Below are 26,616 nucleotides of genomic sequence, written 5' to 3'. Positions count from 1 at the left end.
ACCTGCGGCGACGACGGCGACGCAACGGGTGTCGCACCGGTGAAGACCGGTGTCCAACCGTTCGTGTTGATCGATGCGGACGGCCGGTTCGCCGAGCTCCTGGGCTACGGTCCGATCCCGCCCAGTGCCGCAGCGAAAGCGTTACGGGACGCACCCTCATTCCGGAAAGTGCTGGCGGACCCGATCCGGCCGGCACAGTTGAACCTGGACACGAAACGGTACCGTCCAACCCCGGATCAGCGGACCTGGCTCACCTTGAGGTACGGGCTGGATGAGGACGCCGCCCCCTACCTCCCGGTCGGGGTTACCACTGGTGCCGAGATCGACCACGTCATCGAACGACAACACGGCGGACCCACCAACGTGACCAACCTGGCACCGCTGAAACCCCGGCTGCACCGGTTGAAGACGGTGACCGGGATCCGGTTGGACCCGAAACCCGACGGCGGCATCCGCGTCCGCACCCCCACCGGATACGACAGCGACCCACCACCCTTCTAAACGGCACGGCCGTAGTGACGCTTCGGCTGCAGCCGCTGAGAGCCAGCGCATGCACAATCGCGTACTCGCGGCGTGCTCTGGGAAGACAGGCCAGTACACGACGCCCTATAGCCTGGGTCGGTGCGCAGCAGGGGAAGCCTCGTCATCATCGGGAGTGCGCTCGTCGGAGCCGTGTGCTGGGTCCTCCTGGGGCTGGGCAGCGCTTCGGCCGCCCTGTCGTCGGTTCGCCTGGCTCCGCTCATCCGCGTGGTCGTGGTTCCGACTCTGCCGATGGGAATCTGGCAGCGCGGAGCGCCGTGGGGAACCGTGCTGCCAGTTCTCGGTGCGGTGTTGTTCGGTACGTTGCTTGCCTGCGGCTACACCCTGGCCGCCAGGATGCGCAACTGGTCCTCGGCGACTCGGCTGATGAGAGTGATCATCGCCTGGTTCGTGGGTGCCGTCGCGGGCGTGGTGACAGCTGGGGTGTGGGATCTCGCGGCCGTGCTGGCCGAGGCCGAGCAGGAGCCTCTCGGCCTGCAATGGGTCTTCCGCGAGCATCTGCCCGAGTTTCTGGCCAGTGCGATCGTCGGGCTGGTCTGGGGATGGCTCCCCGCACTCGTGCTGGCCAACTTCGGCAATCCGATCGGCCGCAGGGTCGCAGTGTGGACGAGCGTCACAGCCGTCGTCATGGCGGTCGCGGCATCCGTCGTCATCGTCAGCGGCCTGCCGGCGTCGACGCGCCAGGACCGCGCCGCGCAAGGGCTGTCGCCCGTGTATCACCCCGTCACCCCGAGCCCGACGCCGCGCCCTCAACCTCCGTCTCGCGTGGCGCCTACGCCCGTTGCGCCGGCCGCTGGCTGGTGCACGGATGCCGATATCAGCATCAGCGCTTCGGGCACGCAGGGCGCGTTGGGCCACCGCGCCATCACGCTGGTGCTGGTGAACAGGTCCGGCACCTCGTGCGTCGTCGACGGTTACCCCGACATCGCGTTCGCCTCCTCGAACGGCGGCGAGCTGAATGTGCCGGTCGTGCACGGCAGCTCGTACCTGGCACAGGATCCCGGGCCGCACGCCGTGACACTCGGCCCCGGAACGACCGCAAAGGCGACGCTGTCATGGGGAGCAGGCACGCAGGGCGACACCGCGAACTCGATACTCGTCGCTCCCTACGCGGGCGCGATCCGGTCGGCGCTCGACACCCAGACGGACATCACCGACGGCAGCAGCGTGTCGATCACCGCGTGGGAGTCCGGAATCGGCCACTGAGCCGTACGGCCGCGAGTAGCTCGATGTTGCACAAGGGAGCGCACGACCGTGCCCGCCTCGTCGGAGCGGGTGAGCAGGATCCCTGCGCGCCAGCAGCGTGCGGACGATTCGACCCCGCCGCGACCGCCACGCGACAATGGAGCGGACGCGAGGAGGCGTGATGACCGCAGACCGCTACGAAGAGGGCATCGTCACCGACTTCAGCCGCCGCATGAGCTACTCGTCGTATCTCGGGCTCGAGCAGCTGTTGTCGGCGCAGCATCCGGTGAGCACTCCGGAGCATCACGACGAGTTGCTGTTCATCGTGCAGCATCAGACGACGGAGCTCTGGTTCAAGCTCGTGCTGCACGAGCTGACGGATGCCTGCAGGCTGCTGCGCGAGAACGAGTTGCAACCGGCGCTGAAGCGCATCGCCAGGGTGAAGCATATTCAGCGCACGTTGACGGACCAGTGGTCGGTGCTCGCCACCCTGACACCCACCGAGTACGCGCAGTTCCGCGGCTTCCTGGGCAACTCGTCAGGATTCCAGTCCTGGCAGTACCGGGCCGTCGAGTTCACGCTCGGCAACAAGGACGCCCGCATGCTGCGGGTGTTCGAGAACGATGCAGCCGCGCACGAGCTGTTGTCGGGCATCCTTCACGAGCCGACTTTGTACGACGAGTTCCTGCGCTACCTGGCCAGAGCAGGCTTCGAGGTGCCCGTATCCGCTCTGGAGCGCGATGTGACGCAGGCGTACCGCATGAACGAGGAGCTCATGCCGGTGATCCGCGATATCTACGATCACGCCGAAGAGCACTGGTCGGAGTACGAGGCATGCGAGGAGCTGGTCGACCTGGAGGAGAACTTCCAGCTGTGGCGGTTCCGGCACCTGAAGACCGTGCAGCGCACCATCGGCATGAAGACCGGAACAGGCGGATCCAGCGGCGTTCCCTTCCTGCAGAAGGCGCTCGACATCGCCTTCTTCCCCGAGCTGTACGCCGTGCGCACGCAGATTGGAGCACCGGCGTGAGCGGCCGATGCTAGAAGAGGGCCAGATCGTCGCGTTCGACGCGGCGTGGACCGGATCGTTCCGCGGGCGCACCGCGTACGCACTGCTCGACGGTCTTCTGCAACCGGTCGGGCCGGATGCCCGTGCCGACATCGAGGTGCCCGGCACGCTCTTCCCTCGCCTCACCGACCACCACGTGCACCTGACGCTCGTCGATCCCGAACCGCTGCTCGCCGGCGGCATCACGCACGTCGTCGACCTCGGAGGAGACCCGGCACTGACCGGGCGACTGCGCAGAGACGCGGCGTTCCCCGGATCCACGCTGCCCGACATCCACATCGCCGGCGCCTTCCTCACCTGCCCCGGCGGGTATCCGAAGGGCCGCGACTGGGCGCCCGACCCGGCCGTCGTCGAGCTGCGCGACCCCGACGAGGCTGAGGCGGCGGTACGCACGCAGGCGGCTGCCGGGGCATCCGTCATCAAGGTCGCTCTCAACAGCGACACCGGCCCGGTGCCGACGTCGGAGCTGCTCGTCGCCATCGTCACGGCCGCGCGAGCGGAAGGCGTGCCGGTTGCAGCGCACGTCGAGGGCGAGCGCATGACGGAGCGCGCGCTGGATGCCGGCGTCAACGTGATCGCGCATGCCCCGTTCACCGAACGGCTCGAGCCGGCGCTCATCGCGCGGATGTCCCGCGCAGGCACCGCGGTCATCTCGACCCTCGACATCCACGGCTGGGGCGACCGCACGCCAGCCTTCGAGACTGCGCTCCATAACGTGCGGCACCTCGCGGCCGCCGGCGTGCGTGTGTTGTACGGCACCGACCTCGGAAACGGTCCACTGCCGCTCGGCGTGAACTCGAGGGAGCTGGAAGCGCTCGCCGAAGCGGCACTGGAGCGCGACGCCCTGGTTGCAGGCATCGCGGGCGCGACGCACGCGGATGCGATCGGTCCGCGATTCGCCTGGGTGCCGGGCACCCCGCCGGAGAGCCCGATGGAGACGGCGCACTGGCTGGCGACCGCGCGCGCCACGACGATCGACTACCTGGAGGAGACCCTGCAATGAGCGCCCCCGACCCGTTCCTCGCTTACGCCAGGAGGGCCGACCGAAGTGACGGCCTCGCGCACTTCCGGTCCAGGTTCGTGCCATCGGACGGCCTTGTCGCCTACTTCGACGGAAACTCGCTCGGACGGCCGACCACGGCGAGCGTCGAACGCATCCAGCGGTTCCTCACCCAGGATTGGGCCGGCCGGCTCATCCGGGGCTGGGACGAGGAGTGGATGGAGCTGCCGTTCGCGATCGGCGACCGCATCGGCAGCGTGGCGCTGGGCGCGGCACCCGGCCAGACCGTGATCGGCGACTCGACGACCGTGCTGCTGTACAAGCTGGCCAGGGCCGCGGTGGATGCTCCGCGTAGCTCGGGAAGTCGCACCGAGATCGTGCTCGATACCGACAACTTCCCGACCGACAGATACGTTCTCGACGGGATCGCGGCAGAGCGCGGACTCACGCTGCGCTGGATCGAGGCGGACCCGGCATCCGGCGTCTCCCCGGAGCAGGTCGCCGCCGTCGTGGGGGAGCAGACCGCGCTCGTCGTGCTCAGCCACGTCGCCTACCGCTCCGGGTACCTCGCAGATGCCCGGCGCATCACTCGCATCGCACACGACGCGGGAGCGCTCGTGCTCTGGGACCTGTGCCATTCGGCCGGATCCGTGCCGATCGAGCTCGATGCCTGGGAGGTCGACCTCGCCGTCGGCTGCACCTACAAATACTTGAACGGCGGCCCTGGCTCTCCCGCGTTCGCGTACGTGCGCGACGACCTGCAGCGGGTGCTGCAGCAGCCGATCCACGGCTGGATGGGCTCGGCGGATGTCTTCACCATGGGCCCCGAGTACGCTCCCGCCGCCGGCATGCGCCGCTTTCTCAGCGGAACCCCGCCGATCGTCGGCATGCTCGCGATGCAGGACACGCTGGAGATGATCGGGGACAAGGGAATCGAGGCGATCCGTGCCAAGTCGCTCGCGCTGACCGACTTCGCGATCCAGTTGATCGACGAGTGGCTGGTGCCGCTCGGTGCGGCGCTCGCGTCACCGCGGGACGGTGCACGACGCGGAGGCCACGTGACGGTGCAGCATCCGGCGATGCGACAGGTCACCGCCGCACTGTGGGAGCGAGGGGTGATCCCGGACTACCGCGATCCGGGCGGCCTGCGCATCGGGCTGTCGCCGTTGTCGACATCCTTCGAGGAGACCTACAACGGCATGGTCGCGGTACGGGATGCCCTGCGCGCAGAGTTGTTGCCGCCCGCGCTGCGCTGACGAGGGGAGCTGTTGCCCGTAACGCGGCCGGAGCGTGGCATCCGCTCCATTTAGGATGGAACGCATGTCCGACGGCGCCTCGTTCTACATCACCACGCCCATTTTCTACGTGAATGATGTCCCTCACATCGGGCACGCCTACACCGAGGTCGCTGCGGATGTTCTGGCCCGCTGGCACCGTCAGGCCGGCGACGACACCTGGCTGCTGACCGGCACCGACGAGCACGGGCAGAAGATCTTGCGCACCGCGACCGCGAACGGGCTCGAGCCGCGGGAGTGGGCCGACCGGCTCGTGGCATCCGCGTGGAAGCCGCTGCTGGAGACCGTGGACATCGCCAACGACGACTTCATCCGCACCACCGACGAGCGGCACGAGGAGGCCGTGACCCGGTTCCTGCAGAAGCTGCACGACGACGGACACATCTACGCCGGCGAATACGAGGGCTACTACTGCGTCGGCTGCGAGGAGTACAAGCAGCGCGACGAGCTCGACGAACCGCTCAGCGGCGAGTACCAGGGTCAGCTGGTGTGCAAGATCCACTCCCGGCCGATCGAGATCCTCAAGGAGAAGAACTACTTCTTCCGCATGAGCGCGTTCGCTCAGCAACTGCTCGACCTCTACGAGTCGCGCCCCGACTTCGTGCAGCCCGAGAGCGTTCGCAACGAGATCGTGCAGTTCGTTCGGCAGGGGCTCAGCGACCTCTCCATCTCGCGCTCCAGCTTCGACTGGGGCATCAAGGTGCCGTGGGATCCGTCGCACGTCGTCTACGTCTGGTTCGACGCACTCCTCAACTACACGACGGCCGTCGGTTACGGCACCGATCAGGAGCTGTTCGACCGGCGCTGGCCGGCCTACCACCTCGTCGGCAAGGACATCGCCCGGTTCCACGCCGTGATCTGGCCGGCCATGCTCATTGCCGCGGGACTCGAGGTGCCGCACAAGGTGTTCGGCCACGGCTGGCTGCTCGTGGGCGGCGAGAAGATGTCGAAGTCCAAGCTGACCGGCATCGCGCCGTCGCAGATCACCGACACGTTCGGGTCGGATGCCTTCCGCTACTACTTCATGCGAGCCATCAGCTTCGGTCAGGACGGCTCGTTCAGCTGGGAAGACCTCTCGGCCCGCTACCAGTCCGAGCTCGCCAATGGTTTCGGCAACCTCGCCTCGCGCGTGATCGCCATGCTGCTGCGCTACTTCGGCGGCGAGGTGCCGGCTGCGGTGGAGAGTGCCACGACGGATGCCGACCGTCTGATCCAGCGCACGGTCGCGGATGCCGCCGCGAACGCGGATGCCGCCATCTCGCGTTTCGCGATCCACGACGCGCTCGCCGCGGTGTGGACGATCGTGGACGAGCTGAACGGTTACATCACCGAGCAGGAGCCGTGGTCGCTGGCGAAGGACGACGCGAACCGCGAGCGCCTGCAGACCGTGCTCTACACGGCGGCGGAGGGGCTGCGCGCGCTCGCCGTGCTGCTGTCGCCCGTGGTGCCGAAGGCGACGGGCACGCTGTGGCGGGCGCTCGGTGCGCAGGATGCGCTCGGCGACGTCACCGCGCAACCGCTTCGCGACGCGGGAAGGTGGGGGCAGCTGCCCGCAGGCATCCGCGTCTCCGCCTTGGAAGCGTTGTTCCCGCGCATCGAGCAGGCAGTGGTCGCGTAGCGGTCATGCCCAGCGATCCGACGTATCCGCCGCTGCCGACACCGCTCGTGGTGCCGGTGTACGACAACCACACGCACATCGATCCGTCGGCCCGGCCAGGCCGCATCGCAGACGGGCACGCGCTGGACTACCGCGAGCACCTGGACCGTGCGTCGTCCGTCGGGGTGCGCGGCGTCGTGCAGGTGGGAACAGATGTCGCGTCGTCGATCTGGGCGGCGGAGACCGCCGCGGTCGAGCCGCGCATGCTGGCGGCGGTGGCCATCCACCCGAACGATGCGCCCGAGCTGGATGCCGCCGGCGAGCTCGACGACGCCCTGGCCGTGATCGACTCGCTTGCCTCGCGTCCACGGGTGCGGGCGATCGGTGAGACGGGTCTCGACTTCTTCCGAACGGATGAGAACGGTCGCGCCGCGCAGTTCCGGTCGTTCGAGGCGCATATCGAGATGGCGAAGCGGCACGACCTGGCCCTGCAGATCCACGACCGGGACGCGCACGACGACGTGATCGCGACTCTGAAGCGGGTCGGGGCGCCAGAACGCGTCGTCTTCCACTGCTTCTCCGGCGACGCCGGGCTGGCCGAGGTCTGCGCCGACAACGGCTGGTATATGTCGTTCGCGGGAACGGTGACCTTCAAGAACGCGCAGAACCTGCGCGACGCGCTGGAGATCGCGCCGCGATCCCTGCTCTTGGTGGAGACGGATGCGCCCTACCTCACGCCGTCGCCGTTCCGCGGCCGTCCGAACGCGCCCTATCTCATTCCGCACACCGTACGCGGAATGGCGGCAGTGACCAGCACCGACGTGTCGCTGCTGGCGGCGCAGCTCGTCTCGAACACGGAACTGGTCTACGGCAAGTGGGACTCGGAACCGGTCGCGGCACCGCCCACGACGCCGATCGGGATCATCGCGTGAACCGGCAATGGCCATGCAACTCCTAGGGCCGGCGGAGATCCGCGACCTCGCCGAGCTGCTCGACGTCACGCCCACGAAGAAGCTCGGGCAGAACTTCGTGATCGACGCCAACACCGTGCGACGCATCGTGCGCGTCGCCGACGTGCAGCCGGACGACGTCGTGATCGAGGTGGGACCGGGGCTCGGGTCGCTGACCCTGGGGCTGCTGGAGGCGCGGGCATCCGTCGTCGCCGTCGAGATCGACGGAAGGCTGGCCCGGCAGCTTCCGGTGACGGTCGAGCAGCTCGCACCTGAGGCATCCGATCGGCTCGACGTCGTGCATCAGGATGCTCTCGCGCTCGACGCAATGGCCGTGAGCGCTCTGCACGCCCCGCCGGTACGACTCGTGGCGAACCTGCCATACAACGTGTCGGTGCCCGTGCTGCTGCATCTTCTGCAGATCGTGCCGACGCTGCAGTCCGGCGTGGTGATGGTGCAGGCCGAGGTGGGACAGAGGCTGGCCGCCCAGCCCGGTTCGAAGGTGTACGGATCACCCAGCGTGAAGGCCGCGTGGTACGGCTCGTGGCGCACGGCAGGGCAGGTTTCCCGGCAGGTGTTCTGGCCGGTGCCCAACGTGGACTCGATCCTCGTCGCGTTCGAACGGCACGAGCACCCGGGAGACGAGGCGTTGAGGCGGCGGATGTTCGCCATCGTGGATGCCGCGTTCGGCCAGCGCCGCAAGATGCTGCGGCAGTCGCTCTCCGGCGTGTTCGGGGACTCGGCGGCAGCATCAGCCGTGTTGGAGGCGGCCGGCCTGGCCCCGACGGCGCGCGGTGAGGAGTTGACGGCCGACCAGTTCGTGGCCCTGGCGCGCGTCGGCGGACCGACACCGTAGGTTGGAACCATGACGTCCGCCAGCCTGGGTCTGCCTGTGCACGCTCGCGCCCCTGGCAAGGTGAACCTCTACCTCGGGGTCGGAGTTGCCGGCGACGACGGGTATCACGAGGTAGCGACCGTCTACCAGGCGGTCTCGCTCTACGAGGATGTGCGGGTCTGGGCGGCCGACGACATCACCCTGAACTTCAGCGGTCCGACCGACTGCTCGGGGTTGCCCACCGACGAACGCAACATCGCCGTGCAGGCCGCGCAGCTCGTGGCCGACGCGGCAGGTGTGCGCACCGGTGTGCGCATCGAGATCGAGAAGAACGTTCCCATCGCCGGCGGCATGGGCGGCGGGTCGGCGGATGCCGCCGCAACGCTGGTCGCGTGCGACACGCTCTGGAACGCCGGGCTTCCGCGCGAGCAGCTGCACGAGCTGGCGGCTCAGCTCGGCGCCGACGTGCCGTTCGCGCTCGCCGGCGGCACGGCGATCGGGTTGGGCCGCGGCGACGAACTGAGCCCCGTGCTCACGCAGGGCCGGTTCGACTGGGTGCTCGTGCTGCCGCGCGGCGAGCTCTCCACTCCCGCCGTCTACCGTGAGCTGGATGCGCATCGCGAACGGCACGCGGGCGAGCTCGGGCCGGTGGCGGAGCATCCGTCGGTGAGCATGGAGCTGTTGCAGGCGCTGCGAGCGGGGGATCCGGCGCTGCTCGCCGAGAACCTTGCCAACGACCTGCAGGCACCGGCGATCCACCTCTCCGATGAGCTCGCCGATGTGCTGGAACTCGGAGAGAACAACGGCGCGCTGGCCGGACTGGTTTCCGGGTCGGGGCCCACGGTCGCGTTCCTCGCCGAGGATCGCGAGTCGGCGATCGATCTGCAGATCGCGCTGAGTGCCGGCCAGCTGCGGGCCGTGCGCGTCTCAGCGCCGGTACACGGTGCCCGAGTGATGCCGCTCGGAGGATGAGCGCGGGCTCTGCTGAGATCGCCTGGCGCGGTCATTATCGTGGCACTCCCGAGTACCGCCGCATCCTGATTGCCCTCGGATTCGCGGGCGTCGCGACCTTCGCCCAGTTGTATTCCCCACAGGGAATACTTCCGCTCGTCGCGCGCGACCTGAACGTCACGGCCGCGCAGTCCGCACTGCTGATCTCCGCAGCGACGATAGGTCTCGCCGTCGGAGTGCTGCCGTGGTCGTGGCTGGCCACCCGGATCGGATGCCTGCCCTCGATGCGCATCGCGCTGATCGCGGCCGTGCTTCTAGGAGCAGGCGGCGCCGTCTTTCCAGGGTTCGGAGGCATCCTGGTGCTCCGCGTATTGCAGGGGCTCGCGCTCGGCGGCGTCCCCGCACTGGCGATCACGTACCTGCACGAGGAGTTGCGGGCGGTACACACAGTGGTCGCCGCCGCGACCTACGTGTCTGGCACGACGGTGGGTGGCCTAGTAGGACGGATCCTCGCCGCTCCGTTCGCCGCGTTGTCCGGCTGGCGGGTCGGTGTCGGTGTGGTCATCCTGCTGTGTTCGGCGGCGACCGTCGGCTTCATGCTGGTCACGCCGCAGCCGCGCGGCGGCCGGCGGTCGAGGGCGACGATCGCGTGGGTGGTCAAGGCTTCGTTTGCGAATCTTCGCTCGCCCGGCATGCTCGTGCTGTTCGCGCAGGCGTTCCTTCTGATGGGCGGCTTCGTCACGGTCTACAACTACCTGGCCTTCCGGCTGGAGCGGCCGCCGTTCGAACTGAATCCGTTCGAGGTCTCGCTGTTGTTCCTCGCCTACCTCGCCGGCACGTATTCCTCGCGGCAGGCCGGTGGGGCGGCACGTCGCTTCGGACGCACCGCTGTGCTGCTGGCATCCGTTACCGTCATGGTGGCGGGTGTGCTTATCACGCTGGCCGGTTCGCTCCCATGGGGGATCGTCGGCCTCGTGATCTTCACCGCCGGATTCTTCGCGGCGCACGCCATCGCCTCCGGATGGGTGGGCAGCCGAGCGACGGTCGGCAGAGCGCAGGCGGCGTCGCTGTACAACCTCTTCTACTACCTCGGGTCGAGCATCGTCGGCTGGTTGGGCGGCTTCGTCTTCGCGGCCGCCGGCTGGGGTGCGACGGTCGGCCTGGTTGCAGGGCTCGCGGTGCTCGCCGCTCTGCTGGCCGGCGCCTACGCACTGCGGAGGCGGTTGCTCAACCGATAGCCTCCGTGAGCTCGAACCAGCGGGTCTCGAGGGCTTCCGCTTCCTGCTCGAGCTCGGCGATGGCATCCGTCTTCGCCGCCAGGCCCGTGTAGTCGGACTGGTCGTGATCGGCGAGCGCGGTGCGTTCGGCGTCGATGCGCTGGGTCAGCTTGCCGAGCCGCCGCTCGATCGACGCCACTTCCTTCTGCGCATCGCGCAGCGCAGCGCCGGTCAGGCTGCTCCCGCCGGTCGAGCTTGCCGAAACCGCGCCGCCCGAACTGGCGGAACCTGCGCCAGCACCGGCATCACGCCGCTCCTCAAGCGACCGCAACCGCAGGTATTCGTCCACTCCACCCGGCAGGTGCCGCAGCCGGTGGTCGAGAATGGCGTACTGCTGGTCGGTCACGCGCTCGATGAAGTACCTGTCGTGCGAGACGACGAGCAGCGTTCCTGGCCATGAGTCGAGCAGGTCCTCGATCGCGGCGAGCATGTCGGTGTCGAGGTCGTTGGTCGGCTCGTCGAGGATGAGCACGTTCGGGGCGTCGAGCAGGATGAGCAGCAGCTGCAACCGCCGCTTCTGGCCACCGGAGAGGTCCTTCACCGGCGTGGACAGCTGAGCGGAGGAGAAGCCCAGCCGCTCGAGCATCTGTCCCGGCGTGAGCTCCTGCGCCTTGGATCCGCTGCCGATCGTGTACGTGGTGCGCAGCCTGCCGAGCACGACGCGCACCGGGTCGTCGAGGTGCTGGTCGAGCTCGTCCATGCGCTGCGTGAGCGAGGCGACCTTGACGGTCTTGCCGCGCTTGACACGGCCGCTCGTCGGCTCGACCGTGCCTGAGATCAGGCCGAGCAGCGTCGACTTGCCCGCACCGTTGACCCCGAGGATGCCGGTGCGCTCGCCGGGTGCGATGCGCCACTCCACGCCGTGCAGCACCTCACGGTCGCCCGCGTCGGCCGCTTCTCGTGCCGGATACGACACCGAGGCATCCACGAGGTCCACGACCTCCTTGCCGAGCCTCGCCACGGCGAGAGCCTTCAGCGAGACCGAGTCGCGGATCGGCGGCACATCCTCGATCAGCGTGTTCGCCGCGTCGATGCGGAACTTCGGCTTCGACGTGCGGGCGGGTGCGCCGCGGCGCAACCAGGCGAGTTCCTTGCGCGCCAGATTCTGCCGCTTCGCCTCGGATGCCGCGGCCATCCGGTCGCGCTCGACCCGCTGCAAGATGTAGGCCGCGTATCCGCCCTCGAACGGCTCGACGAGGCGGTCGTGCACCTCCCACGTCGCCGTGGCGACCTCGTCGAGGAACCAGCGGTCGTGCGTGACGACGAGCAGACCGCCGGCGCTGGCCGGCCACCGCCGCTTCAGGTGCTCGGCGAGCCAGGTGATCGCCTCGACGTCGAGGTGGTTCGTGGGCTCGTCGAGCGCGAGCACATCCCAGTCGCCCGTGAGCAATGCAGCAAGGGCGACGCGTCGACGCTGGCCTCCGCTCAGGGAGCCGATGGCGGCATCCCACTGGATGTCCCGCAGCAGTCCCGCGATCACGTCGCGCACGCGCGCATCGCCTGCCCACTCGTGCTCCGGCGTGTCGCCGACGACGACGCGTGCGACGGTCTGCGCGTCCTCGAGCACGTCGGCCTGATCGAGCACCCCGATGCGGATGCCTCCGCGCACCGTCACCCGCCCGCTGTCGGGCTGCAGACGGCCGGAAAGCATCGCCAGCAGCGACGACTTGCCGTCGCCGTTGCGGCCGACGATGCCGATGCGGTCGCCCTCGTCCACGCCGAGCGAGACGGAGCCGAAGACGACCTTGGTGGGGAACTCGAGATGCAGGGCCTCGGCCCCGAGAAGATGCGCCATGTCGCCTTCAAGGGTAGGCGAGGCATCCGACGGGTGACGCCCGGCGCCTGTGGCTCAGCTGCCCACGCTCGGCAGCTGACCTGTCAGGAACGACGACAGCGATGAGGCGACGCGCTGAGGGTCCTCGAGGTTCGGCGAATGCCCGAGGCCGTTCATCAACTCGATCTGCGCGCCGGGGACGATCCGGTAGTCCTGTGCCGACGCCGGGTCCCATCGAACGTCCTGCTCGCCGAAGATCACCAGCAGTGGCTTGCCGATCGGGACCAGCCGGTCGGGCAGCGATCGCTCGGCGAGATAGCCGCGGATGGAGACGGAGACCGCGCCGAAGACCCCGAAGTCGAGTTCGCGGAACTGGTCGACATAGTCCTTCGGAATCGCGAAGCCGGCATGGAAGCCATCCCGCATCGCCTGCCGGAGCTGGTCGTCGGTCAGTTCGGTCCAGGATGCGCCGCGAAGGTCGACTTCCTCGGCGATGTAGGCACGCATGTGCGGCCCGGTGTCGATCAGCGCGAGGGCCGACACCAGGTCCGGCCGCTGTTCTGCCAGCCCGGTCGCGAAGACACCGCCGCTGGAGTGACCGACGACCGTGGTCGCGCCGGCACCGAGTTGGTCGAGGACGCCGCCTACGCGCCGGGCCACGACCGATACGTCGTAGCTCGCGCCGTGCGGCAGTGTCGAACGCCCGCAGCCGGGAAGGTCGATGCGGATGACTCGATGAGCCGGAACCAGCAGCGGAAGCAACGGCTCCCACGATCGCGCCGATGCGGCGGTGCCATGAAGGAGAAGCAGGGGATCGGCATCGGGCGGGCCGTCCTGATAGACAGCGAAGTCGATTCCGTCGACGGTGAGAACGCGATCGTCTGCCGACAGCGAGTGAAGGCCGGAGCCACCGGCGACGGCGGTCTCGGAGGGATTCGAGGGGTATTCAGTCATGCTGCCAGCGTCGCTGAGCACGTGCGCCCTGGCTTGTACGAATGTTCCGAGCCTACCATGGCGGGCATGGCCGGCGACGGATTGCTGTGGGATGTCAGCTCCCCGTCGCGCCCGATCCGGCTTGCCGGTGTGCAGGCGGCAGGATTCACCGACCGCGGGATCACGCCTCCGCAGTTGCGGCTCATCCCGCATCCGGCCGTGACCCTGATCCTGGTCTTCGGAGGCGCGCTCGCCGTGGACGACCCTGCAGGCGGGCGGCTGCGCGGCAGCTTCGTGCTGGCACCCGGGTACGGCCGGGTGCTCCGGGCACGGCAACTGGAATCGTTCAGTTGCCTGCAGATTCGGTTGTCACCCGCCGTCGCCAGGGCCGTGATCGGCGATGCGGTCGGCGCGCTCGACGGCGCCGTGCAACTCGACGACTTGTGGGGTCGAGACGCCGAGCGGCTCACGTATCGGCTCGGTGATCTCCGTGATTGGGAGTCCCGATTCGCTCTGGTGGAACGTTGGCTCGGGGAACGAGTCTCGACCGGCGTCGCCACGACGCCCGAGGTCGCGTGGGCGTGGGAGCAGATCGCGGAGTCACACGGCTCTGTGCGAGTCGATCGACTCGCGACAGAGCTCGGATGGAGTCGCAGACAGCTGTGGGCCCGCTTCCGATCGCAGGTCGGGCTGACCCCGAAGAGCGCGGCCAAGCTCGTTCGTTTCGACCATGCCGTTCACCGGCTCGCCGTCGGGCAGGCACCGGCGACAGTGGCCGCGGAGGCCGGCTTCAGCGATCAGTCGCACCTTCACCGGGACGTCGCCGCGTTCACCGGCCTGACCCCATCCACGGTCGGCGGCGAGCCGTTCCTGGCCGTGGATGACGTCGCCTAGGGGTGGCCCGGGCGGTAGCGCCCGACGCTACGCCGCCCGCTCGATGCGCACCACCACCGATTTCGACGCGGGAGTGTTGCTCACCTCCGCCGTCGCATCCAGCGGAACGAGCGGGTTCGCCTCCGGGAAGTACGCGGCGGCGCATCCTCTGGCGGTGGGGTACGACACGAGCCGGAACCCGCGGATCACCCGGTCGACGCCGTCGTCGTACTCGCTGTGCACGTCCACCCGCTGCCCGTCCTGCAAGCCCAGCTCGGCGATGTCGAGCGGGTTCACGAACACCACGTCGCGACCCTTCTTCACACCCCGGTACCTGTCGTTCAGGCTGTAGATCGTCGTGTTGAACTGGTCGTGCGCCCTCACCGTCTGCAGCAGCAGGCGCCCCGGCGGGCACTGAACGTACTGCAACTCGTTCAGCGTGAACTTGGCCTTGCCGGTGTCGGTGGGGAACGTGCGCGAGTCGCGCGGACCGTGCGGCAGCACGAATCCGCCCTCCTGCCGGATCTTGACGTTGTAGTCGTCGCATCCGGAGCAGACGTTGGCGATGTGATCGCGGATCCGGTCGTAGTCGGCCTCGAACCCGCCCCAGTCGACCTCCACCTTGTCGCCGAGCGTTGCCCTGGCCAGCCGCGTGATGATCGAGATCTCCGACAGCAGGTTCGGCGACACCGGATCGACCTTGCCCCACGACGGATGCACGGCGCACACGGTGTCCTCGACAGAGACGAACTGCTCGCCGGATGCCTGCATGTCGATCTCGGTTCGCCCCATGGTGGGCAGGATGATCGCCTCGCGTCCCACGACGGCGTGCGACCGGTTGAGCTTCGTCGACACCTGCACGGTCAGCTCCGCCTTCTGCACAGCCGACTCGGCGGCATCCGTGTCGGAGATCGCGGCGACGAGGTTGCCGCCGAGCGCGAACCAGACCTTGATGCGTCCTTCGCCGAGCGCGCGGATGCCGTCGACGCTGTCGACTCCGTTCTCGCGCGGCGGGTCGAAGTGGAACTCGTTCTGCAGCTTGTCGAGGAACGCGGGCGGCATCTTCTCCCAGATGCCCATCGTGCGGTCGCCCTGCACGTTGCTGTGCCCGCGGATCGGGGATGCTCCGGCGCCGGGCTTGCCGATGTTCCCGCGCAGGAACAGCAGGTTCATGATGTCTTTGATCGTCGCGACGGCGCGCTTGTGCTGCGTGAGTCCCATCGCCCAGGTGATGATCACCCGGTCGGCCTTCATGTACCGATCGGCGAGCTTGTCGATCTCTGCGCTCGTGAGACCGGTCGCCTTGAGCACCTCTGCCTCGTCAAGCGACCGCAGGCTCGCGGCGTACTCGTCGTATCCCTGGCAGTAGCGGTCGATGAAGTCGTGGTCGAGCACGGCGCCGGGGGCGGCATCCTCCGCCTCGATCACGCGCTTCGCCACGGCCTGCGCGAGCGCCTGGTCGCCGCTCAGCCTGATCTGCAAGAAGTCGTCCGCCAGCCCGGTGCCCTCGCCGATCCAACCGCTCACCTTCTGCGGGTTCTTGTACCGCATCAGCCCCGCCTCCGGCAGGGGGTTCACGGCGACGATCTTCGCTCCCGCCTCCTTCGCCTCCTCGAGGGCGGTGAGCATCCGGGGATGGTTCGTTCCCGGGTTCTGCCCCATGATCACGATCAGGTCCGCCTTGGCGAAGTCGTCGTACGTCACGGTGCACTTTCCGACGCCGATCACCTCGCCGAGCGCGGCACCGGTGGATTCGTGGCACATGTTCGAGCAGTCGGGGAGGTTGTTGGTGCCGTACGCGCGCGCGAACAACTGGTACGCGAACGCAGCCTCATTCGACGTGCGCCCGCTGGTGTAGAACGCGGCCTGGTCGGGGGAGTCGAGCGAGTTCAGCTTGTCGGCGATGATGCGGAACGCCTCGTCCCAGCCGACGGGCACGTAGCGGTCGCTGTCCGCGGCCTTGTAGACGGGCTCGACCAGTCGCCCCTGCATGCCCAGCCAGTACTCCGACTTCTGCAGCAGCACTGGAATCGGATGCTCGGCCCAGAACGAGGTGGGAACCGTTACCGGCGTCGCCTCCCAGGTGACCGCCTTCGCGCCGTTCTCGCAGAACTCGGCGATCTTGCGGTGCGAGGGGTCGGGCCACGCGCAGCTCATGCAGTCGAAGCCGTCCTTGTGGTTCATCGACGTCAGCAGCTTCGCCGCGCGCGACGGACCCATCTCACGGACGGCCGGCCCGACCGAGTGCATGATGCCGGGGATGCCCGCCGCCCAGTGCTTGGGATGCGAGATCTCCAGGTGCTCCGAGTCGTCGACCTTGCGCTCGCTGAGGTGCTCGTCCTGATGCGCCGTCTTGTGCTCGCTGGGGGCCTCGTGGATCGTCATGCCGCACTTCCTTCCGTCTGCGCCGGCCTTCTCTCCTGCGCCGGCACGACCCGCTGGGTCCCGGCGTACACCACCATGGATTCCCCGCGCAGGAATCCGACAACGCTCATGCCCGTCTCGATCGCGAGCTCGACGGCGAGCGACGACGGAGCCGACACGGCAGCCAGCATCGGGATGCCCGCCATGAGCGCCTTCTGCGTCAACTCGAAGCTCGCCCGGCCAGAGACCATGAGCACAGTTCCGGTCAGCGGCAGTAGGTCGTGTGTGAGCGCCCAGCCGACGACCTTGTCGACGGCGTTGTGCCTGCCCACGTCCTCACGCACCACGAGCAGCTCGTCGTCGGCGACCCGGTACAGCCCTGCGGCGTGCAGGCCGCCGGTCTTCTCGAACACGTCCTGGGCTGCACGAAGCCGGTCAGGCAGCTCCGCGAGCGTCTCCGCTGAGACGCGGAGCGGGTCATCCTGCACCCGGAAGGCGGATGTCGTGCGCACCGCGTCGATGCTCGCCTTGCCGCACAGCCCGCACGAGCTCGTCGTGAAGAACGCTCTAGCCAGCTCGGGTGCCGGCGGCGCGACACCGGGTGCGAGCGTCACGTCGAGCACGTTGTAGGTGTTGTCGACGCCGGCGTCGCCCGCGCAGAACCTCGCGGAGGCGAACTGCTCGCCACCGCTGATGACGCCTTCGGAGACGAGAAACCCTGCGGCGAGTTCCACATCGTGCCCCGGCGTGCGCATCGTCACGGCGAGCGAGCGTCCGCCGACACGGATCTCGAGTGGTTCCTCGACGACGAGGGTGTCCTCGCGCCTCGTGATGCCGGCGCCGAGTGTCAGCCGGGCGACTCTCCGTCGGGTCGTGACTCTGCCCATATTTCAGGAATACGCCGGTGGCCCCGCGATCGCAACACGGCCGGCGGCGCTCACCGGCCGCTCCTGGAGGTCGTCAGCCGCCGATGTACGACATCTCGACCTTGCGGCCGTGCGAGGCGATGTCCGGTGTGGCGGATGACCGCAGTTGCGAGTACCGGTCGTCGCGGTTCGACCAGAGGCCGGTGAGCGCAGACTTCAGTTCGCCGTCGCCCGCGCCGCTTCGCAGCAGGGCTCGCAGATCCGTGCCCTCGCTGGCGAACAGGCAGGTGTAGAGGCGCCCGTCGGCCGAGATGCGTGCCCGGTTGCAGGTGCCGCAGAACGGCTGCGTCACCGACGAGATCACGCCGAATTCTCCCGAACCGTCGAGGTAGCGCCAGCGCGCCGCGGTCTCCCCGGGAGCGGCCGGGGCCACGGGTTCGATCGGATGCACGGCGCCGATGCGTTCGACGATCTCGCGCGAGGGCACCACCTCGTCGAGCCGCCAGCCGTTCGTCGCACCGACGTCCATGTACTCGATGAAGCGCAGCACGTATCCGGTCCCCCGGAAGTGCTCGGCCATCGGCAGCACGTCGTCGTCGTTCTGACCGCGCTTGACGACCATGTTGACCTTGATCGGGCCGAGCCCGACCTCGTGCGCCGCCTCGAGGCCGTGCAGCACGCGCTCGAGCGGGAAGTCCACGTCGTTCATCCGCCGGAACGTGGCGTCGTCGAGCGAGTCGAGCGAGACGGTCACCCGGTGCAGGCCGGCATCCTTGAGCGACTGCGCCTTCACCGCCAATGCGGAGCCGTTCGTCGTCATCGCGATGTCGAGCGGGGAACCCTCCGTCGTGCGCAGCACGGCGAGCATCCCGATGAGTTCCTCGATGCCGCGGCGCAGCAGAGGCTCGCCTCCGGTGAGACGCACCTTGCGCACGCCGAGTTCGGTCCCGATCCGCGCCACCCGCACGATCTCCTCGAACGTGAGCAGCTCCGCCCGGGGCATGAACACGTAGTCGCGGCCGAAGATCTCGCGCGGCATGCAATACACGCAGCGGAAGTTGCACCGATCGGTGACCGAGACGCGCAGATCGGTGAGCGGACGGCCGAGACGATCGGCCGGGAGCCCGGTCGAGGGGAGACGGAGGGCACGCGGTTCGCCGTCGCGATGAAGCGTGTTCGTCACGGCGTGCTCCTTCGACTCGAGTGGTCGTGATGCCGGGTCGGGAACGCCCTGCCATGGGCGATTCCCTCGCTTCGAGGGTAGTCGTGCCGCCGCATGCGGCAGTCCCTTGAAGTTGTCTGGGAACAGGGTCACTATGAGATGGAGGGGAACTGAGTAGAAGAAGGTTCACCATGCATTTCGCAGTGTCGATGTTCCCACCTCTGGCACTCGGATTCTTCGGCCTCGGCACCGGCTACCTGATCTACGGACCACAGGAGCTGTTCGGATGGCCCAAGCGCGACCAGTCGGTCGACGGAGCGACAGGGGTCTGGGGCATCTGGTTGCCCGGGTTCTGTCAGCTGGTCACCGGCATCATCCTGTTCGTCGGGCTGACCTGGTTCCAGGTGTTCAAGGGCCCGCCGCTGTACATGGCCGCGCTCGCGTTCTCCGCATATGGAATCCACTGGTTCGCGATCGGCTTCAACCGCTACCGCGGCGCCGATCCCCGGCCTAACGCCGGCATGTGTGTGGCGTTCTTCATCATCTCGGTCACCGGCCTCATCGTGTTCTTTGCGGCCGGAGACTGGGCGGTGGGTCTGCTGTTCGTCGGACTGGCCCTGATCTACGCGTCGGATTTCTTCGCCGCGCTCGGCCGCAAGTGGGGGGAGAGGGCGCTGGGCTTCTGGCACCTCGTCACGGGGCTGTGGCTGATGTACCTGATGATCTCCGTGGCGCTCGATTTCTCCCTCGGCTGGCACCTCGTCAACTGAATACACGCCCATCCGACTCGGTCACCCGAATCCGGTCAACCCGAACGGGCAGTCCGGCAAGGCCACCGTCCGCCGTCGGCACACATTCCCCTCGTGCCGACGACGGCGGCGTGCCACATTGCGGGCAGATGCCGGATCGGCGACCCGCTCTACGAAGCGGCGGCCACGACGGCGCCGAACGCAACCATCTCGAGTAGCCGACTGCGGCGCGCCGGGCGGGGACCGGCGCGCAATAGGCTCAGATGAGTCCGAGGGCGAGCATCGCGTCGGCCACCTGGGTGAAGCCGGCGATGTTCGCCCCCACCACGTAGTTGCCCGGGGCTCCGTACTCGTCGGCGGTCGCCAGACACCGGTCGTGGATGGATCGCATGATCTCGGCGAGTCGCTCCTCGGTGTATTCGAACGTCCACGAGTCCCGCGAGGCGTTCTGCTGCATCTCGAGCGCGCTCGTGGCGACTCCTCCCGCGTTGGCGGCCTTGCCCGGTGCGAAGGCGACGCCGGCGTCGCGCAGCAAGCGGATGGCATCCGGCGTCGTTGGCATGTTGGCGCCCTCCGCCACGATGCGGCAGCCCCCGACGATCAGGCGCGCCGCGGCGGGCCCATCGAGTTCGTTCTGCGTGGCGCAAGGGAGTGCGATGTCGCAGGCGACGTCCCAGATCGAGCCGCCCTGCACGTGGTGAACGGATGCTCCGCGCCGCTGCGCGTACTCGCTCACCCTGCCCCGGTGGCCGTTCTTGATCTCCTTGAGCAGGTCGAGGTCGATTCCGGCCTCGTCGACGATGTAGCCGTCGGAGTCCGAGCAGGCGATCGCGGTGCCGCCGAGTTCGTGCACCTTCTCGATGGCGTAGATCGCCACGTTGCCGGATCCGGAAACGACGACCCGCTTGCCCTCGAAGGAGTCTCCGGATGCCTTCAACATCTCGTCGACGAAGAACACGGCACCGTAGCCGGTCGCCTCCGTGCGCACCTGGGACCCGCCCCAGGTCAGGCCCTTGCCGGTCAGCGTGCCGGACTCGTACCTGTTCGTGATGCGCTTGTACTGGCCGAACAGGTAGCCGAGCTCACGGCCCCCGACGCCGATGTCGCCGGCCGGAACATCGGTGTGCTCGCCGATGTGGCGGTACAGCTCCGTCATGAACGACTGGCAGAACCGCATCACCTCGGCGTCGGACTTGCCTTTCGGGTCGAAGTCGCTGCCGCCCTTTCCGCCGCCGATCGGCAGACCGGTGAGCGAGTTCTTGAAGATCTGCTCGAAGCCGAGGAATTTCACGATGCCCAGGTACACGCTCGGGTGGAAGCGCAGTCCGCCCTTGTACGGCCCGAGCGCCGAGTTGAACTCGACCCGGAAACCGCGGTTCAGCTGCACGTGCCCGGCGTCGTCGGTCCACGGCACGCGGAAGATGATCTGCCGCTCCGGCTCGCACAGGCGCCGGATGACCTCGGCGTCCGCGTACTCCGAATGCTTCGCCACCACCGGCCCGAGACTCTCGAGCACCTCACGCACCGCCTGGTGGAACTCGCGTTCTCCAGGATTGCGGCGCACGACCTCGTCGAAGACCGTCAGCAGGTTCGGGTCGAGTTCGGGCACGGAGGTCTCCAATCAAGGTGGGAGCGTGGAACGGCCGACGCGGGCGAGCGCGCCCGACGCGGGGACGACGTCGCGGCGACCCCGACAGCCTACCGCCGCCTGAGAGGACGCTCAGGTTGACCGGTGCGCAGACTACGCGGCCCGCTCCGCCCTTGCCCTGGCGACCACGCGCCCTCTGGCCGATTCGGGGAACGTCGACAGCAGGTAGCGCACCTGCTCGGCGTCGACATCCGCTCCGAAGAGCTCGGTGTTCGGCTCCATGCGGATGCCCTCGGCGAGCGGCCCGGCCACGACGGCGTCGAACCCCAGCGCGTCGACGATCCCGACAACAGCGGCGACGTCCTCGTCGCGATCTCCTGCGACCGCGATGGCCTTGCGCCCCTCGGCGCCCTTCGGACGCGTCTCTTCCTCCAGGTCGTGGTAGCCCACGTGGTTGAACGCCTTGACCACTCGTGATTCCGGCAGGAACCGCTGCACGATCTCGCTGGTCGACGTGAGCGGATCGTTGAGGTCGTCGCGGATGCCGTCCACCTCCCACCAGTAGTTCATGGCGTCGATGACGAGCTTGCCGCGCAGCGCGTCGGTCGGCAGCGTCTCGTGCTTGCCCAGCGGCAGGGCGAGGATGACGGCATCCGCTCGTTCCGCCGCCTCCGCCGCGCTCACCGCACCGGCTCCCGGCACGAGAACGTCGACGATGAGGGCGATCTTCGACGCATCGCCGGAGCCGGCGATGAGCACGTCATACCCCGCGGCCACCGCGAGCCTGGCCAGCACCGTGCCGAGTCTTCCGGCACCGAGGATACTGATGCTGCGGATGCCCGCACTCGCCGCCTCCGTGCGCATCGCCGCCCACTCCTCGCCCCAGCGTGCGATCGACTCGAGCACGGGTGCCAGGCGGCATCCCACGCGGTTGAGGGTATAGCGCACCCGAACAGGATGATCCGCCGAGACCTCCCGCACGACGATGCGCGCCGTCTCCAGTTCTTTGAGTCGAAGAGACGGCATGGCGTCGGTGATTTCCGGGATGCCGGTGCGCAACTCCGAGAACCTGCGCGGGCCGTCGAAGAGCTCGTGCAGAATCAGCCCGTTCCACCGTCGTCCGATCAGTTCGACGGCATCGTGGAACGCGGGGCACGCGGGCACGTCTGGCATGTGTGCTCCCGTTGGTGAGACATGAACAGCTATGGAATCCATAGTAGTGGCGTAACCGTCGGTGCGTCGGGCCGATCGGGGTCGTCGTCGTTCCTGTCGCGGCGGGGCTACCACGGGGATTGCACCGACGTGACGACAGGCGGACACTCGGAAGAGTACGTTCAGTGATCGTCCTCCCCAGACCCTGGAGCGCGAATCGTCCGGTGCTTGATGCCCGACGAAGTGTGCCGTGTCTGGAGGACGGAAATGACACCCGTGACAAGGTCATCGCGAATGGTGACGGATGCCGTGCGCGACTATCTCGGGCGGATCGGGCCGATCCCGACCTTGACGGCACACGGCGAGGTCGACCTCGCGATCCGCATCGAGCTCGGACTGATCGCCGCCGATCGGCTCGCCGATCTCAAGGTGAACATCGCCGCGGACCCGGAAAGCGCGAACGGCAGGGCCGTGGCGACCGCGGCGGAGTTCGAGTACTTCGTGAGCGACGGGCGCCTCGCGTATGAGCGTTTCGTGTGCTGCAACCTCAAGCTCGTTGTCAGCATCGCCAAGCGGTACATCGGGCGTGGGTTGGCGCTGATGGACCTCATCCAGAACGGGAACCTCGGCCTGGATCGCGCCGTGAAGATGTTCGACTACACCCGCGGCTACAAGTTCTCGACCTATGCCACCTGGTGGATTCGTCAAGCGATCTGGCAGAGCCTGGCCACAGACGCCCGCACGATCCGCATCCCCGTGCACACCATGGAGAAGGTCAACCGGCTCCGTGCGCTGGCGAGGGAGTTCGCTGTCGAGTTCGGACGAGAACCGGACGATGACGAATTGGCCGAGGCGGCAGCGATGGCCGTCGAGGAGGTGCACCGCCTGACGGCGACGGGTCGAGAGCCGATCTCGCTCGATATCCCGATCGGCACGGACGCGGACACGGAGTTCGGTGATCTGATCGTCGATGACACGACACCTTCCGTTTCAGAGCTCGTCGACGCGGAGATCACACGAGAGGCCGTGCGCGCGCACGTGCGAGCACTGCCGGATCGCGAGGGCGCGATCGTGCGCATGCGTTTCGGGCTCGACGGACGCGACCCGATGACCCACGGCGACATCGGCGCAAAGCTCGGCGTGTCGAAGCAGCGCGCCAGGCAGCTCGAGCTTCAAGCCTTGCAGCGGCTGCGGTCGCCGGACCTCCAGGCGTTCCGCTGAGATCGCGGGCGGCGGTTAAGCCGCTCGCGCTGCCCTGTTTGCCCGACGACACTGCGGAGAGGGGCGGTGATGGTCTCCAACAATTGGCGTTCGGTGTTGACGCCGAAGATCAGTGCGATGATCCCGCCGACGATCATGATGCAGGCACCGAGGTAGTAGCCGGCGGCGAGTGGTCCACGGCCGGTACTGTTGCCGATCATCGCCCCGTACAGGGTCGGGGCGATCGAACCGACGATCGCATCGGCTTCTTCCTCGGCCCATCCGCTTTCCTTGTCGAGCGAGAAGGGGTGGCGCACACTGGCAGCATGCTCAGCCGGGCACCATCCGAACCCCAACGGGAACTCGCGAATCTGCGGGTCGTGCTGCTGGCTGGGCAGGCGTCACACGCGGGGCGGAAATGGTGGAGAGCGGAAATGGTGAAGAGATGAGCACCCCGGATCGAAGCATTATCGTGGCCGTCACCACGCCGTTGGAACCGGACCTCGCGGCGCGCATCGCAGCCGTCGATGACAGGCTTCAGGTGCGCTACGAACCGGAACTTCTGCCTCCCGCCCGGTTTCCGGGGGACCACCGCGGAGTCGAAGGATTCCAGCGCACCACCGAACAGGAGGTCAGCTGGCAGCGACTGCTGGCGGACGCGGAGGTCGTGCTGGGGGTGCCAGGGACTCCGCGCAAGGACTTGTCGAGCTCGTGCGGGCGAACACCGGCTTGCGGTGGGTGCAGGCCACCGGAGGCGACGCGAACGAGCAGGTGCACGGCGCCGGGCTGACCGGGGAGGAGCTCGACCGGGTGCAGATCACCGGCGTGAGCGGTATCCACGCCGGGCCGCTGGCCGAGTTCGCGTTGTTCGGCATCCTCGCCTTCGCCAAGCGGCTTCCCCGGCTGATCGCCGACGCGCGGGACCGACGTTGGGACCCCTTTCCGATGGCCGAACTCTCCGGTAGCACTCTGCTGGTCATCGGATTGGGCGCGATCGGCACCGAGGTCGCCCGGCTGGGCCGCGCGTTCGGGATGCACGTGGCCGGCGTGAACCGCACCGGGCGTGGCACGGTGCCGGGGGTGGAGACGATCCGGCCGCCGCGGTTCCTCGGCGACCTACTTCCGACCGCTCATGCTGTCGTCGTGGCGCTGCCATCGACCGAGGACACCGTCGGCATGATCGGCACCGAACAGATCAGCCGGATGCGCGCCGATACCGTCGTGGTCAATGTCGGTGGCGGGAGCGTCATCGACGAGCAAGCGCTCATCCACGGACTCGAGAACGGTCAGCCGGCAGCGGCGGTCCTGGATGCCTTCACGACCGAACCGCTTCGGTCAGACAGTCCGCTCTGGCAGATGTCGAATGTGCTGATCAGCCCGCACAAGGCAGACCTGTCCTTGCAGGAGAACGAACGGGTCGTCGCGGTTTTCATCGAGAATCTGCGACGCTACCTTCGTGCAGATGAGCTGACAGACCGCATCCAGCAGCCGTAAGAGTCGCCTGCCGAAGCTAAGCGGCCGCCACAGAACTCAGCAGGTCGGTAAGCGCCGTACCGGTGTCTGCCAGCCTGGCGCTGTCGATCGGCTGGCCAGACTCGATGAGGGCCCGGATGTGGTCTGTCTCGTCCCAGACGTTCACGTTCATCCCGGCCAGCACCTTGTGGTCTTTCATCCAGAATGCGATGAATTCCAGGGCGTCCCTGTCTCCGCGGAAGACGACCTCGTCGTACCCGTCCGGTTCGACATAGCCGGAGTATTCCATCCCCAACTCGTACTGGTCGCTGTAGAAGTACGGAAGCGTGTCGTAGACGGCATCGACGCCGAGCATCGACTTGGCGGCGACCGCCGGTTGGTTCAGCGCGTTGGCCCAGTGCTCGACCCGGATGTGTTTGCCCACACGCGGGTTGAATTGGTTGGCGACGTCTCCGGCTGCGTAGATGTCAGGCTCGGAGGTGCGCAGATGTTCATCGACCTGCACGCCGTTGTCCACCGCGAGTCCGGCTGCTTCGGCCAGCTGGCTGTTGGGAGTGGCGCCGACGCCCACGACGACCATGTCAGCGTCGATCCGGGCGCCGTCCGCCAGAAGTACACCGGTGGCACGTGCCGGGTCGTCCCCGGTGATCTCGGACACGTGCACGCCGAAACGCAGGTCAACCCCGTGGCGGGTGTGCAGGTCGGCGAACACTTGAGCGGCCTCTCGACCGAGCACCTTCAGCAGCGGCAGTTCGGCCGTCTCCAGCACGGTGACGTCGATACCGGCCGCCCGTGCCGCTGCGGCTACTTCCAGGCCGATCCATCCGGCCCCGACCATCGCGACCCGCGATACGGACGCGAATGCCGTCTTGAGCTTTTCGCAGTCCTCGAGCCGGCGCAGCATGAACACCCGTTCACGTTCGACCCCTGGCAAGGGCAGCAGCCGCGGTGAGGAGCCGGTGGCCAGAAGCAGTTTCTCGTACCGGATCTGTTCACCGCCCTCGATGCTCACCTGGTGTGCGGACGGATCGATTCCGGTCACGCGGATGCCCTGCCGCAGGTCGACGTCGTGCTCGACGTACCAACCCTCCGGGTGGACGTAGATCTTCTCCTTCTCCGACTTGCCCTGCAGGTAGTCCTTCGACAGCGGCGGCCGCTCGTAAGGACGCTCGGCCTCGTCGCCGATGAGGATCACGCGTCCGTCGAACCCTTCGTCCCTGAGTGCCTCTGCCGTTTTCGCCCCGGCCAACATGGCGCCGACGATCACGAACGTTTCACTTTCCATGGGTCCTGCTTCTTGTACCCCCGGCCGATGCGACGGGCAGACCGCCGCCATCCGGTCGGGGCCTGATGGAATCCACGACGGGCATGGTGCCACCCCAGAAGGGCGGGAACCCGTAATAGCCGTACGTCTCCTCGAAGAAGTGAACTTCATCCACCAGTTCGGGATCGTAGATGGGTGCTCCCGCGAGGTTCTGGGCGGTCTGATCGATATGGACCTCCTCGTCCGTGATCGTCGTGATCGCATCGACGGGGAGGAAGGATCTGGTTCGGCCGAGGCCGAGGAACCCACCGTGGGCAACCTCGAGGAAACGGATCTTCTGCTCCTTCTCGTCGAGCAGGAGTGCGTCGACCTTTCCAGTCGTCTGGTCGTCCTTGTCGATGACGCGTCGGCCCCGGATGTCGGAACCCCGGTCGGCGATCGTTTCGCCGCTATCCCTCAATTTCACGAACTTGACGCGGTCTGTTTCAGTCACGGTCTCTCTCCGTCCCGATAGGAATC

General features: G+C 67.8%; 24 protein-coding genes. 14 read left to right on the top strand and 10 right to left on the bottom strand.

Going from position 1 to position 26,616, the window contains the following annotated elements; all coding sequences use genetic code 11:
• The 10 genes from ACYVII_RS10930 to ACYVII_RS10885 form a co-directional block, all read left to right on the top strand.
• Positions 1-501: HNH endonuclease signature motif containing protein (locus ACYVII_RS10930; RefSeq protein WP_460534817.1), on the top strand; the 501-nt coding region annotated here is incomplete at its 5' end.
• A 120-nt stretch (positions 502-621) separates the two neighbouring features.
• Positions 622-1,746 (top strand): DUF4232 domain-containing protein, encoded by a 1,125-nt coding sequence (locus ACYVII_RS10925; RefSeq protein WP_460534815.1) that lies wholly within the window; start codon positions 622-624, stop codon positions 1,744-1,746.
• A gap of 160 nt (positions 1,747-1,906) precedes the next feature.
• Positions 1,907-2,755: a tryptophan 2,3-dioxygenase gene (kynA, locus tag ACYVII_RS10920; protein WP_460534813.1), complete on the top strand. Its 849-nt coding sequence runs from the start codon at positions 1,907-1,909 to the stop codon at positions 2,753-2,755.
• Positions 2,756-2,762: 7 nt separating this feature from the next.
• Positions 2,763-3,797, top strand: a complete 1,035-nt coding sequence (locus ACYVII_RS10915) for an amidohydrolase family protein (protein WP_460534811.1) — start codon at positions 2,763-2,765, stop codon at positions 3,795-3,797.
• On the top strand, positions 3,794-5,050 hold the full coding sequence (locus ACYVII_RS10910) for a kynureninase (RefSeq protein ID WP_460534809.1): 1,257 nt from the start codon (positions 3,794-3,796) through the stop codon (positions 5,048-5,050). Before ACYVII_RS10915 ends, ACYVII_RS10910 begins: the two co-directional genes overlap by 4 nt.
• Positions 5,051-5,114: 64 nt before the next feature.
• Complete coding sequence (gene metG, locus ACYVII_RS10905) at positions 5,115-6,707, top strand: methionine--tRNA ligase (protein WP_460534807.1); 1,593 nt, start codon at positions 5,115-5,117, stop codon at positions 6,705-6,707.
• A gap of 5 nt (positions 6,708-6,712) precedes the next feature.
• Positions 6,713-7,618 carry a TatD family hydrolase gene (locus ACYVII_RS10900; protein WP_460534805.1) on the top strand — a complete coding sequence of 302 codons (906 nt, stop codon included), beginning with the start codon at positions 6,713-6,715 and terminating at the stop codon, positions 7,616-7,618.
• Between the two features lie 7 nt (positions 7,619-7,625).
• Positions 7,626-8,492 (top strand): ribosomal RNA small subunit methyltransferase A, encoded by an 867-nt coding sequence (gene rsmA, locus ACYVII_RS10895; protein ID WP_460534803.1) that lies wholly within the window; start codon positions 7,626-7,628, stop codon positions 8,490-8,492.
• 9 nt (positions 8,493-8,501) lie between these two features.
• On the top strand, positions 8,502-9,443 hold the full coding sequence (locus tag ACYVII_RS10890; RefSeq protein ID WP_460534802.1) for a 4-(cytidine 5'-diphospho)-2-C-methyl-D-erythritol kinase: 942 nt from the start codon (positions 8,502-8,504) through the stop codon (positions 9,441-9,443).
• Positions 9,440-10,660, top strand: coding sequence for an MFS transporter (locus ACYVII_RS10885; protein ID WP_460534800.1), 1,221 nt, complete (start codon positions 9,440-9,442; stop codon positions 10,658-10,660). Before ACYVII_RS10890 ends, ACYVII_RS10885 begins: the two co-directional genes overlap by 4 nt.
• Here the strand turns inward: ACYVII_RS10885 and ACYVII_RS10880 are convergent.
• Positions 10,650-12,494 (bottom strand): ABC-F family ATP-binding cassette domain-containing protein, encoded by a 1,845-nt coding sequence (locus ACYVII_RS10880; RefSeq protein ID WP_460534798.1) that lies wholly within the window; start codon positions 12,492-12,494, stop codon positions 10,650-10,652. The genes ACYVII_RS10885 and ACYVII_RS10880 overlap by 11 nt on opposite strands.
• Positions 12,495-12,548: 54 nt before the next feature.
• Positions 12,549-13,427 (bottom strand): alpha/beta fold hydrolase, encoded by an 879-nt coding sequence (locus ACYVII_RS10875; RefSeq protein ID WP_460534796.1) that lies wholly within the window; start codon positions 13,425-13,427, stop codon positions 12,549-12,551.
• A gap of 66 nt (positions 13,428-13,493) precedes the next feature.
• Between ACYVII_RS10875 and ACYVII_RS10870 the strand changes: the two genes are divergently transcribed.
• On the top strand, positions 13,494-14,300 hold the full coding sequence (locus tag ACYVII_RS10870) for an AraC family transcriptional regulator (protein ID WP_460534794.1): 807 nt from the start codon (positions 13,494-13,496) through the stop codon (positions 14,298-14,300).
• 27 nt (positions 14,301-14,327) lie between these two features.
• On the opposite strand, the gene ACYVII_RS10865 is transcribed toward ACYVII_RS10870, so the two are convergent.
• The 3 genes from ACYVII_RS10865 to moaA all read right to left on the bottom strand — a co-directional run bounded on the left by ACYVII_RS10865 (position 14,328) and on the right by moaA (position 18,692).
• On the bottom strand, positions 14,328-16,664 hold the full coding sequence (locus tag ACYVII_RS10865; RefSeq protein WP_460534792.1) for an FdhF/YdeP family oxidoreductase: 2,337 nt from the start codon (positions 16,662-16,664) through the stop codon (positions 14,328-14,330).
• A complete protein-coding gene (fdhD, locus tag ACYVII_RS10860) occupies positions 16,661-17,530 on the bottom strand; it encodes a formate dehydrogenase accessory sulfurtransferase FdhD (protein WP_460534790.1) in 870 nt (289 codons plus the stop codon). Before fdhD ends, ACYVII_RS10865 begins: the two co-directional genes overlap by 4 nt.
• 73 nt (positions 17,531-17,603) lie before the next feature.
• Positions 17,604-18,692 (bottom strand): GTP 3',8-cyclase MoaA, encoded by a 1,089-nt coding sequence (moaA, locus tag ACYVII_RS10855; protein ID WP_460534788.1) that lies wholly within the window; start codon positions 18,690-18,692, stop codon positions 17,604-17,606.
• Positions 18,693-18,862: 170 nt separating this feature from the next.
• On the opposite strand from moaA, the gene ACYVII_RS10850 reads away from it, so the two are divergent.
• Positions 18,863-19,441, top strand: coding sequence for a hypothetical protein (locus ACYVII_RS10850; RefSeq protein ID WP_460534786.1), 579 nt, complete (start codon positions 18,863-18,865; stop codon positions 19,439-19,441).
• Positions 19,442-19,679: 238 nt separating this feature from the next.
• Here the strand turns inward: ACYVII_RS10850 and gdhA are convergent, their stop codons facing one another.
• A complete protein-coding gene (gene gdhA, locus ACYVII_RS10845) occupies positions 19,680-21,029 on the bottom strand; it encodes a glutamate dehydrogenase (RefSeq protein ID WP_460534784.1) in 1,350 nt (449 codons plus the stop codon).
• A 132-nt stretch (positions 21,030-21,161) separates the two neighbouring features.
• On the bottom strand, positions 21,162-22,181 hold the full coding sequence (locus tag ACYVII_RS10840; protein ID WP_460534781.1) for a winged helix-turn-helix transcriptional regulator: 1,020 nt from the start codon (positions 22,179-22,181) through the stop codon (positions 21,162-21,164).
• A gap of 246 nt (positions 22,182-22,427) precedes the next feature.
• On the opposite strand from ACYVII_RS10840, the gene ACYVII_RS10835 reads away from it, so the two are divergent.
• Positions 22,428-23,381, top strand: a complete 954-nt coding sequence (locus tag ACYVII_RS10835; RefSeq protein ID WP_460534779.1) for a sigma-70 family RNA polymerase sigma factor — start codon at positions 22,428-22,430, stop codon at positions 23,379-23,381.
• Here ACYVII_RS10835 and ACYVII_RS10830 read toward each other — a convergent pair.
• Positions 23,333-23,677 (bottom strand): hypothetical protein, encoded by a 345-nt coding sequence (locus tag ACYVII_RS10830; RefSeq protein WP_460534777.1) that lies wholly within the window; start codon positions 23,675-23,677, stop codon positions 23,333-23,335. The genes ACYVII_RS10835 and ACYVII_RS10830 overlap by 49 nt on opposite strands.
• Positions 23,678-24,071: 394 nt before the next feature.
• On the opposite strand from ACYVII_RS10830, the gene ACYVII_RS10825 reads away from it, so the two are divergent.
• Positions 24,072-24,854, top strand: a complete 783-nt coding sequence (locus ACYVII_RS10825) for a Rossmann-fold NAD(P)-binding domain-containing protein (protein WP_460534775.1) — start codon at positions 24,072-24,074, stop codon at positions 24,852-24,854.
• 16 nt (positions 24,855-24,870) lie between these two features.
• On the opposite strand, the gene ACYVII_RS10820 is transcribed toward ACYVII_RS10825, so the two are convergent.
• Positions 24,871-26,118, bottom strand: a complete 1,248-nt coding sequence (locus tag ACYVII_RS10820) for an NAD(P)/FAD-dependent oxidoreductase (protein ID WP_460534773.1) — start codon at positions 26,116-26,118, stop codon at positions 24,871-24,873.
• A complete protein-coding gene (locus ACYVII_RS10815) occupies positions 26,108-26,590 on the bottom strand; it encodes a PRC-barrel domain-containing protein (RefSeq protein ID WP_460534770.1) in 483 nt (160 codons plus the stop codon). The genes ACYVII_RS10820 and ACYVII_RS10815 overlap by 11 nt, the downstream gene beginning before the upstream one ends.
• Positions 26,591-26,616: the final 26 nt, after the last annotated feature.

This window comes from Humibacter ginsengiterrae, assembly GCF_054780115.1.
This window is presented reverse-complemented; position numbering and strand designations above follow the sequence as displayed.

Bases quoted from the DNA above. Each gene is read 5' to 3' on its own strand.
- ACYVII_RS10865 (WP_460534792.1), bottom strand. From the start codon at position 16,664: ATGACGATCCACGAGGCCCCCAGCGAGCACAAGACGGCGCATCAGGAC.
- ACYVII_RS10890 (WP_460534802.1), top strand. From the start codon at position 8,502: ATGACGTCCGCCAGCCTGGGTCTGCCTGTGCACGCTCGCGCCCCTGGC.
- ACYVII_RS10910 (WP_460534809.1), top strand. From the start codon at position 3,794: ATGAGCGCCCCCGACCCGTTCCTCGCTTACGCCAGGAGGGCCGACCGA.
- ACYVII_RS10820 (WP_460534773.1), bottom strand. From the start codon at position 26,118: ATGGAAAGTGAAACGTTCGTGATCGTCGGCGCCATGTTGGCCGGGGCG.
- ACYVII_RS10840 (WP_460534781.1), bottom strand. From the start codon at position 22,181: ATGCCAGACGTGCCCGCGTGCCCCGCGTTCCACGATGCCGTCGAACTG.
- metG (WP_460534807.1), top strand. From the start codon at position 5,115: ATGTCCGACGGCGCCTCGTTCTACATCACCACGCCCATTTTCTACGTG.
- rsmA (WP_460534803.1), top strand. From the start codon at position 7,626: ATGGCCATGCAACTCCTAGGGCCGGCGGAGATCCGCGACCTCGCCGAG.
- ACYVII_RS10880 (WP_460534798.1), bottom strand. From the start codon at position 12,494: ATGGCGCATCTTCTCGGGGCCGAGGCCCTGCATCTCGAGTTCCCCACC.
- ACYVII_RS10870 (WP_460534794.1), top strand. From the start codon at position 13,494: ATGGCCGGCGACGGATTGCTGTGGGATGTCAGCTCCCCGTCGCGCCCG.
- kynA (WP_460534813.1), top strand. From the start codon at position 1,907: ATGACCGCAGACCGCTACGAAGAGGGCATCGTCACCGACTTCAGCCGC.
- ACYVII_RS10835 (WP_460534779.1), top strand. From the start codon at position 22,428: ATGACACCCGTGACAAGGTCATCGCGAATGGTGACGGATGCCGTGCGC.
- ACYVII_RS10900 (WP_460534805.1), top strand. From the start codon at position 6,713: ATGCCCAGCGATCCGACGTATCCGCCGCTGCCGACACCGCTCGTGGTG.
- fdhD (WP_460534790.1), bottom strand. From the start codon at position 17,530: ATGGGCAGAGTCACGACCCGACGGAGAGTCGCCCGGCTGACACTCGGC.
- ACYVII_RS10915 (WP_460534811.1), top strand. From the start codon at position 2,763: ATGCTAGAAGAGGGCCAGATCGTCGCGTTCGACGCGGCGTGGACCGGA.
- ACYVII_RS10875 (WP_460534796.1), bottom strand. From the start codon at position 13,427: ATGACTGAATACCCCTCGAATCCCTCCGAGACCGCCGTCGCCGGTGGC.
- ACYVII_RS10885 (WP_460534800.1), top strand. From the start codon at position 9,440: ATGAGCGCGGGCTCTGCTGAGATCGCCTGGCGCGGTCATTATCGTGGC.
- ACYVII_RS10850 (WP_460534786.1), top strand. From the start codon at position 18,863: ATGCATTTCGCAGTGTCGATGTTCCCACCTCTGGCACTCGGATTCTTC.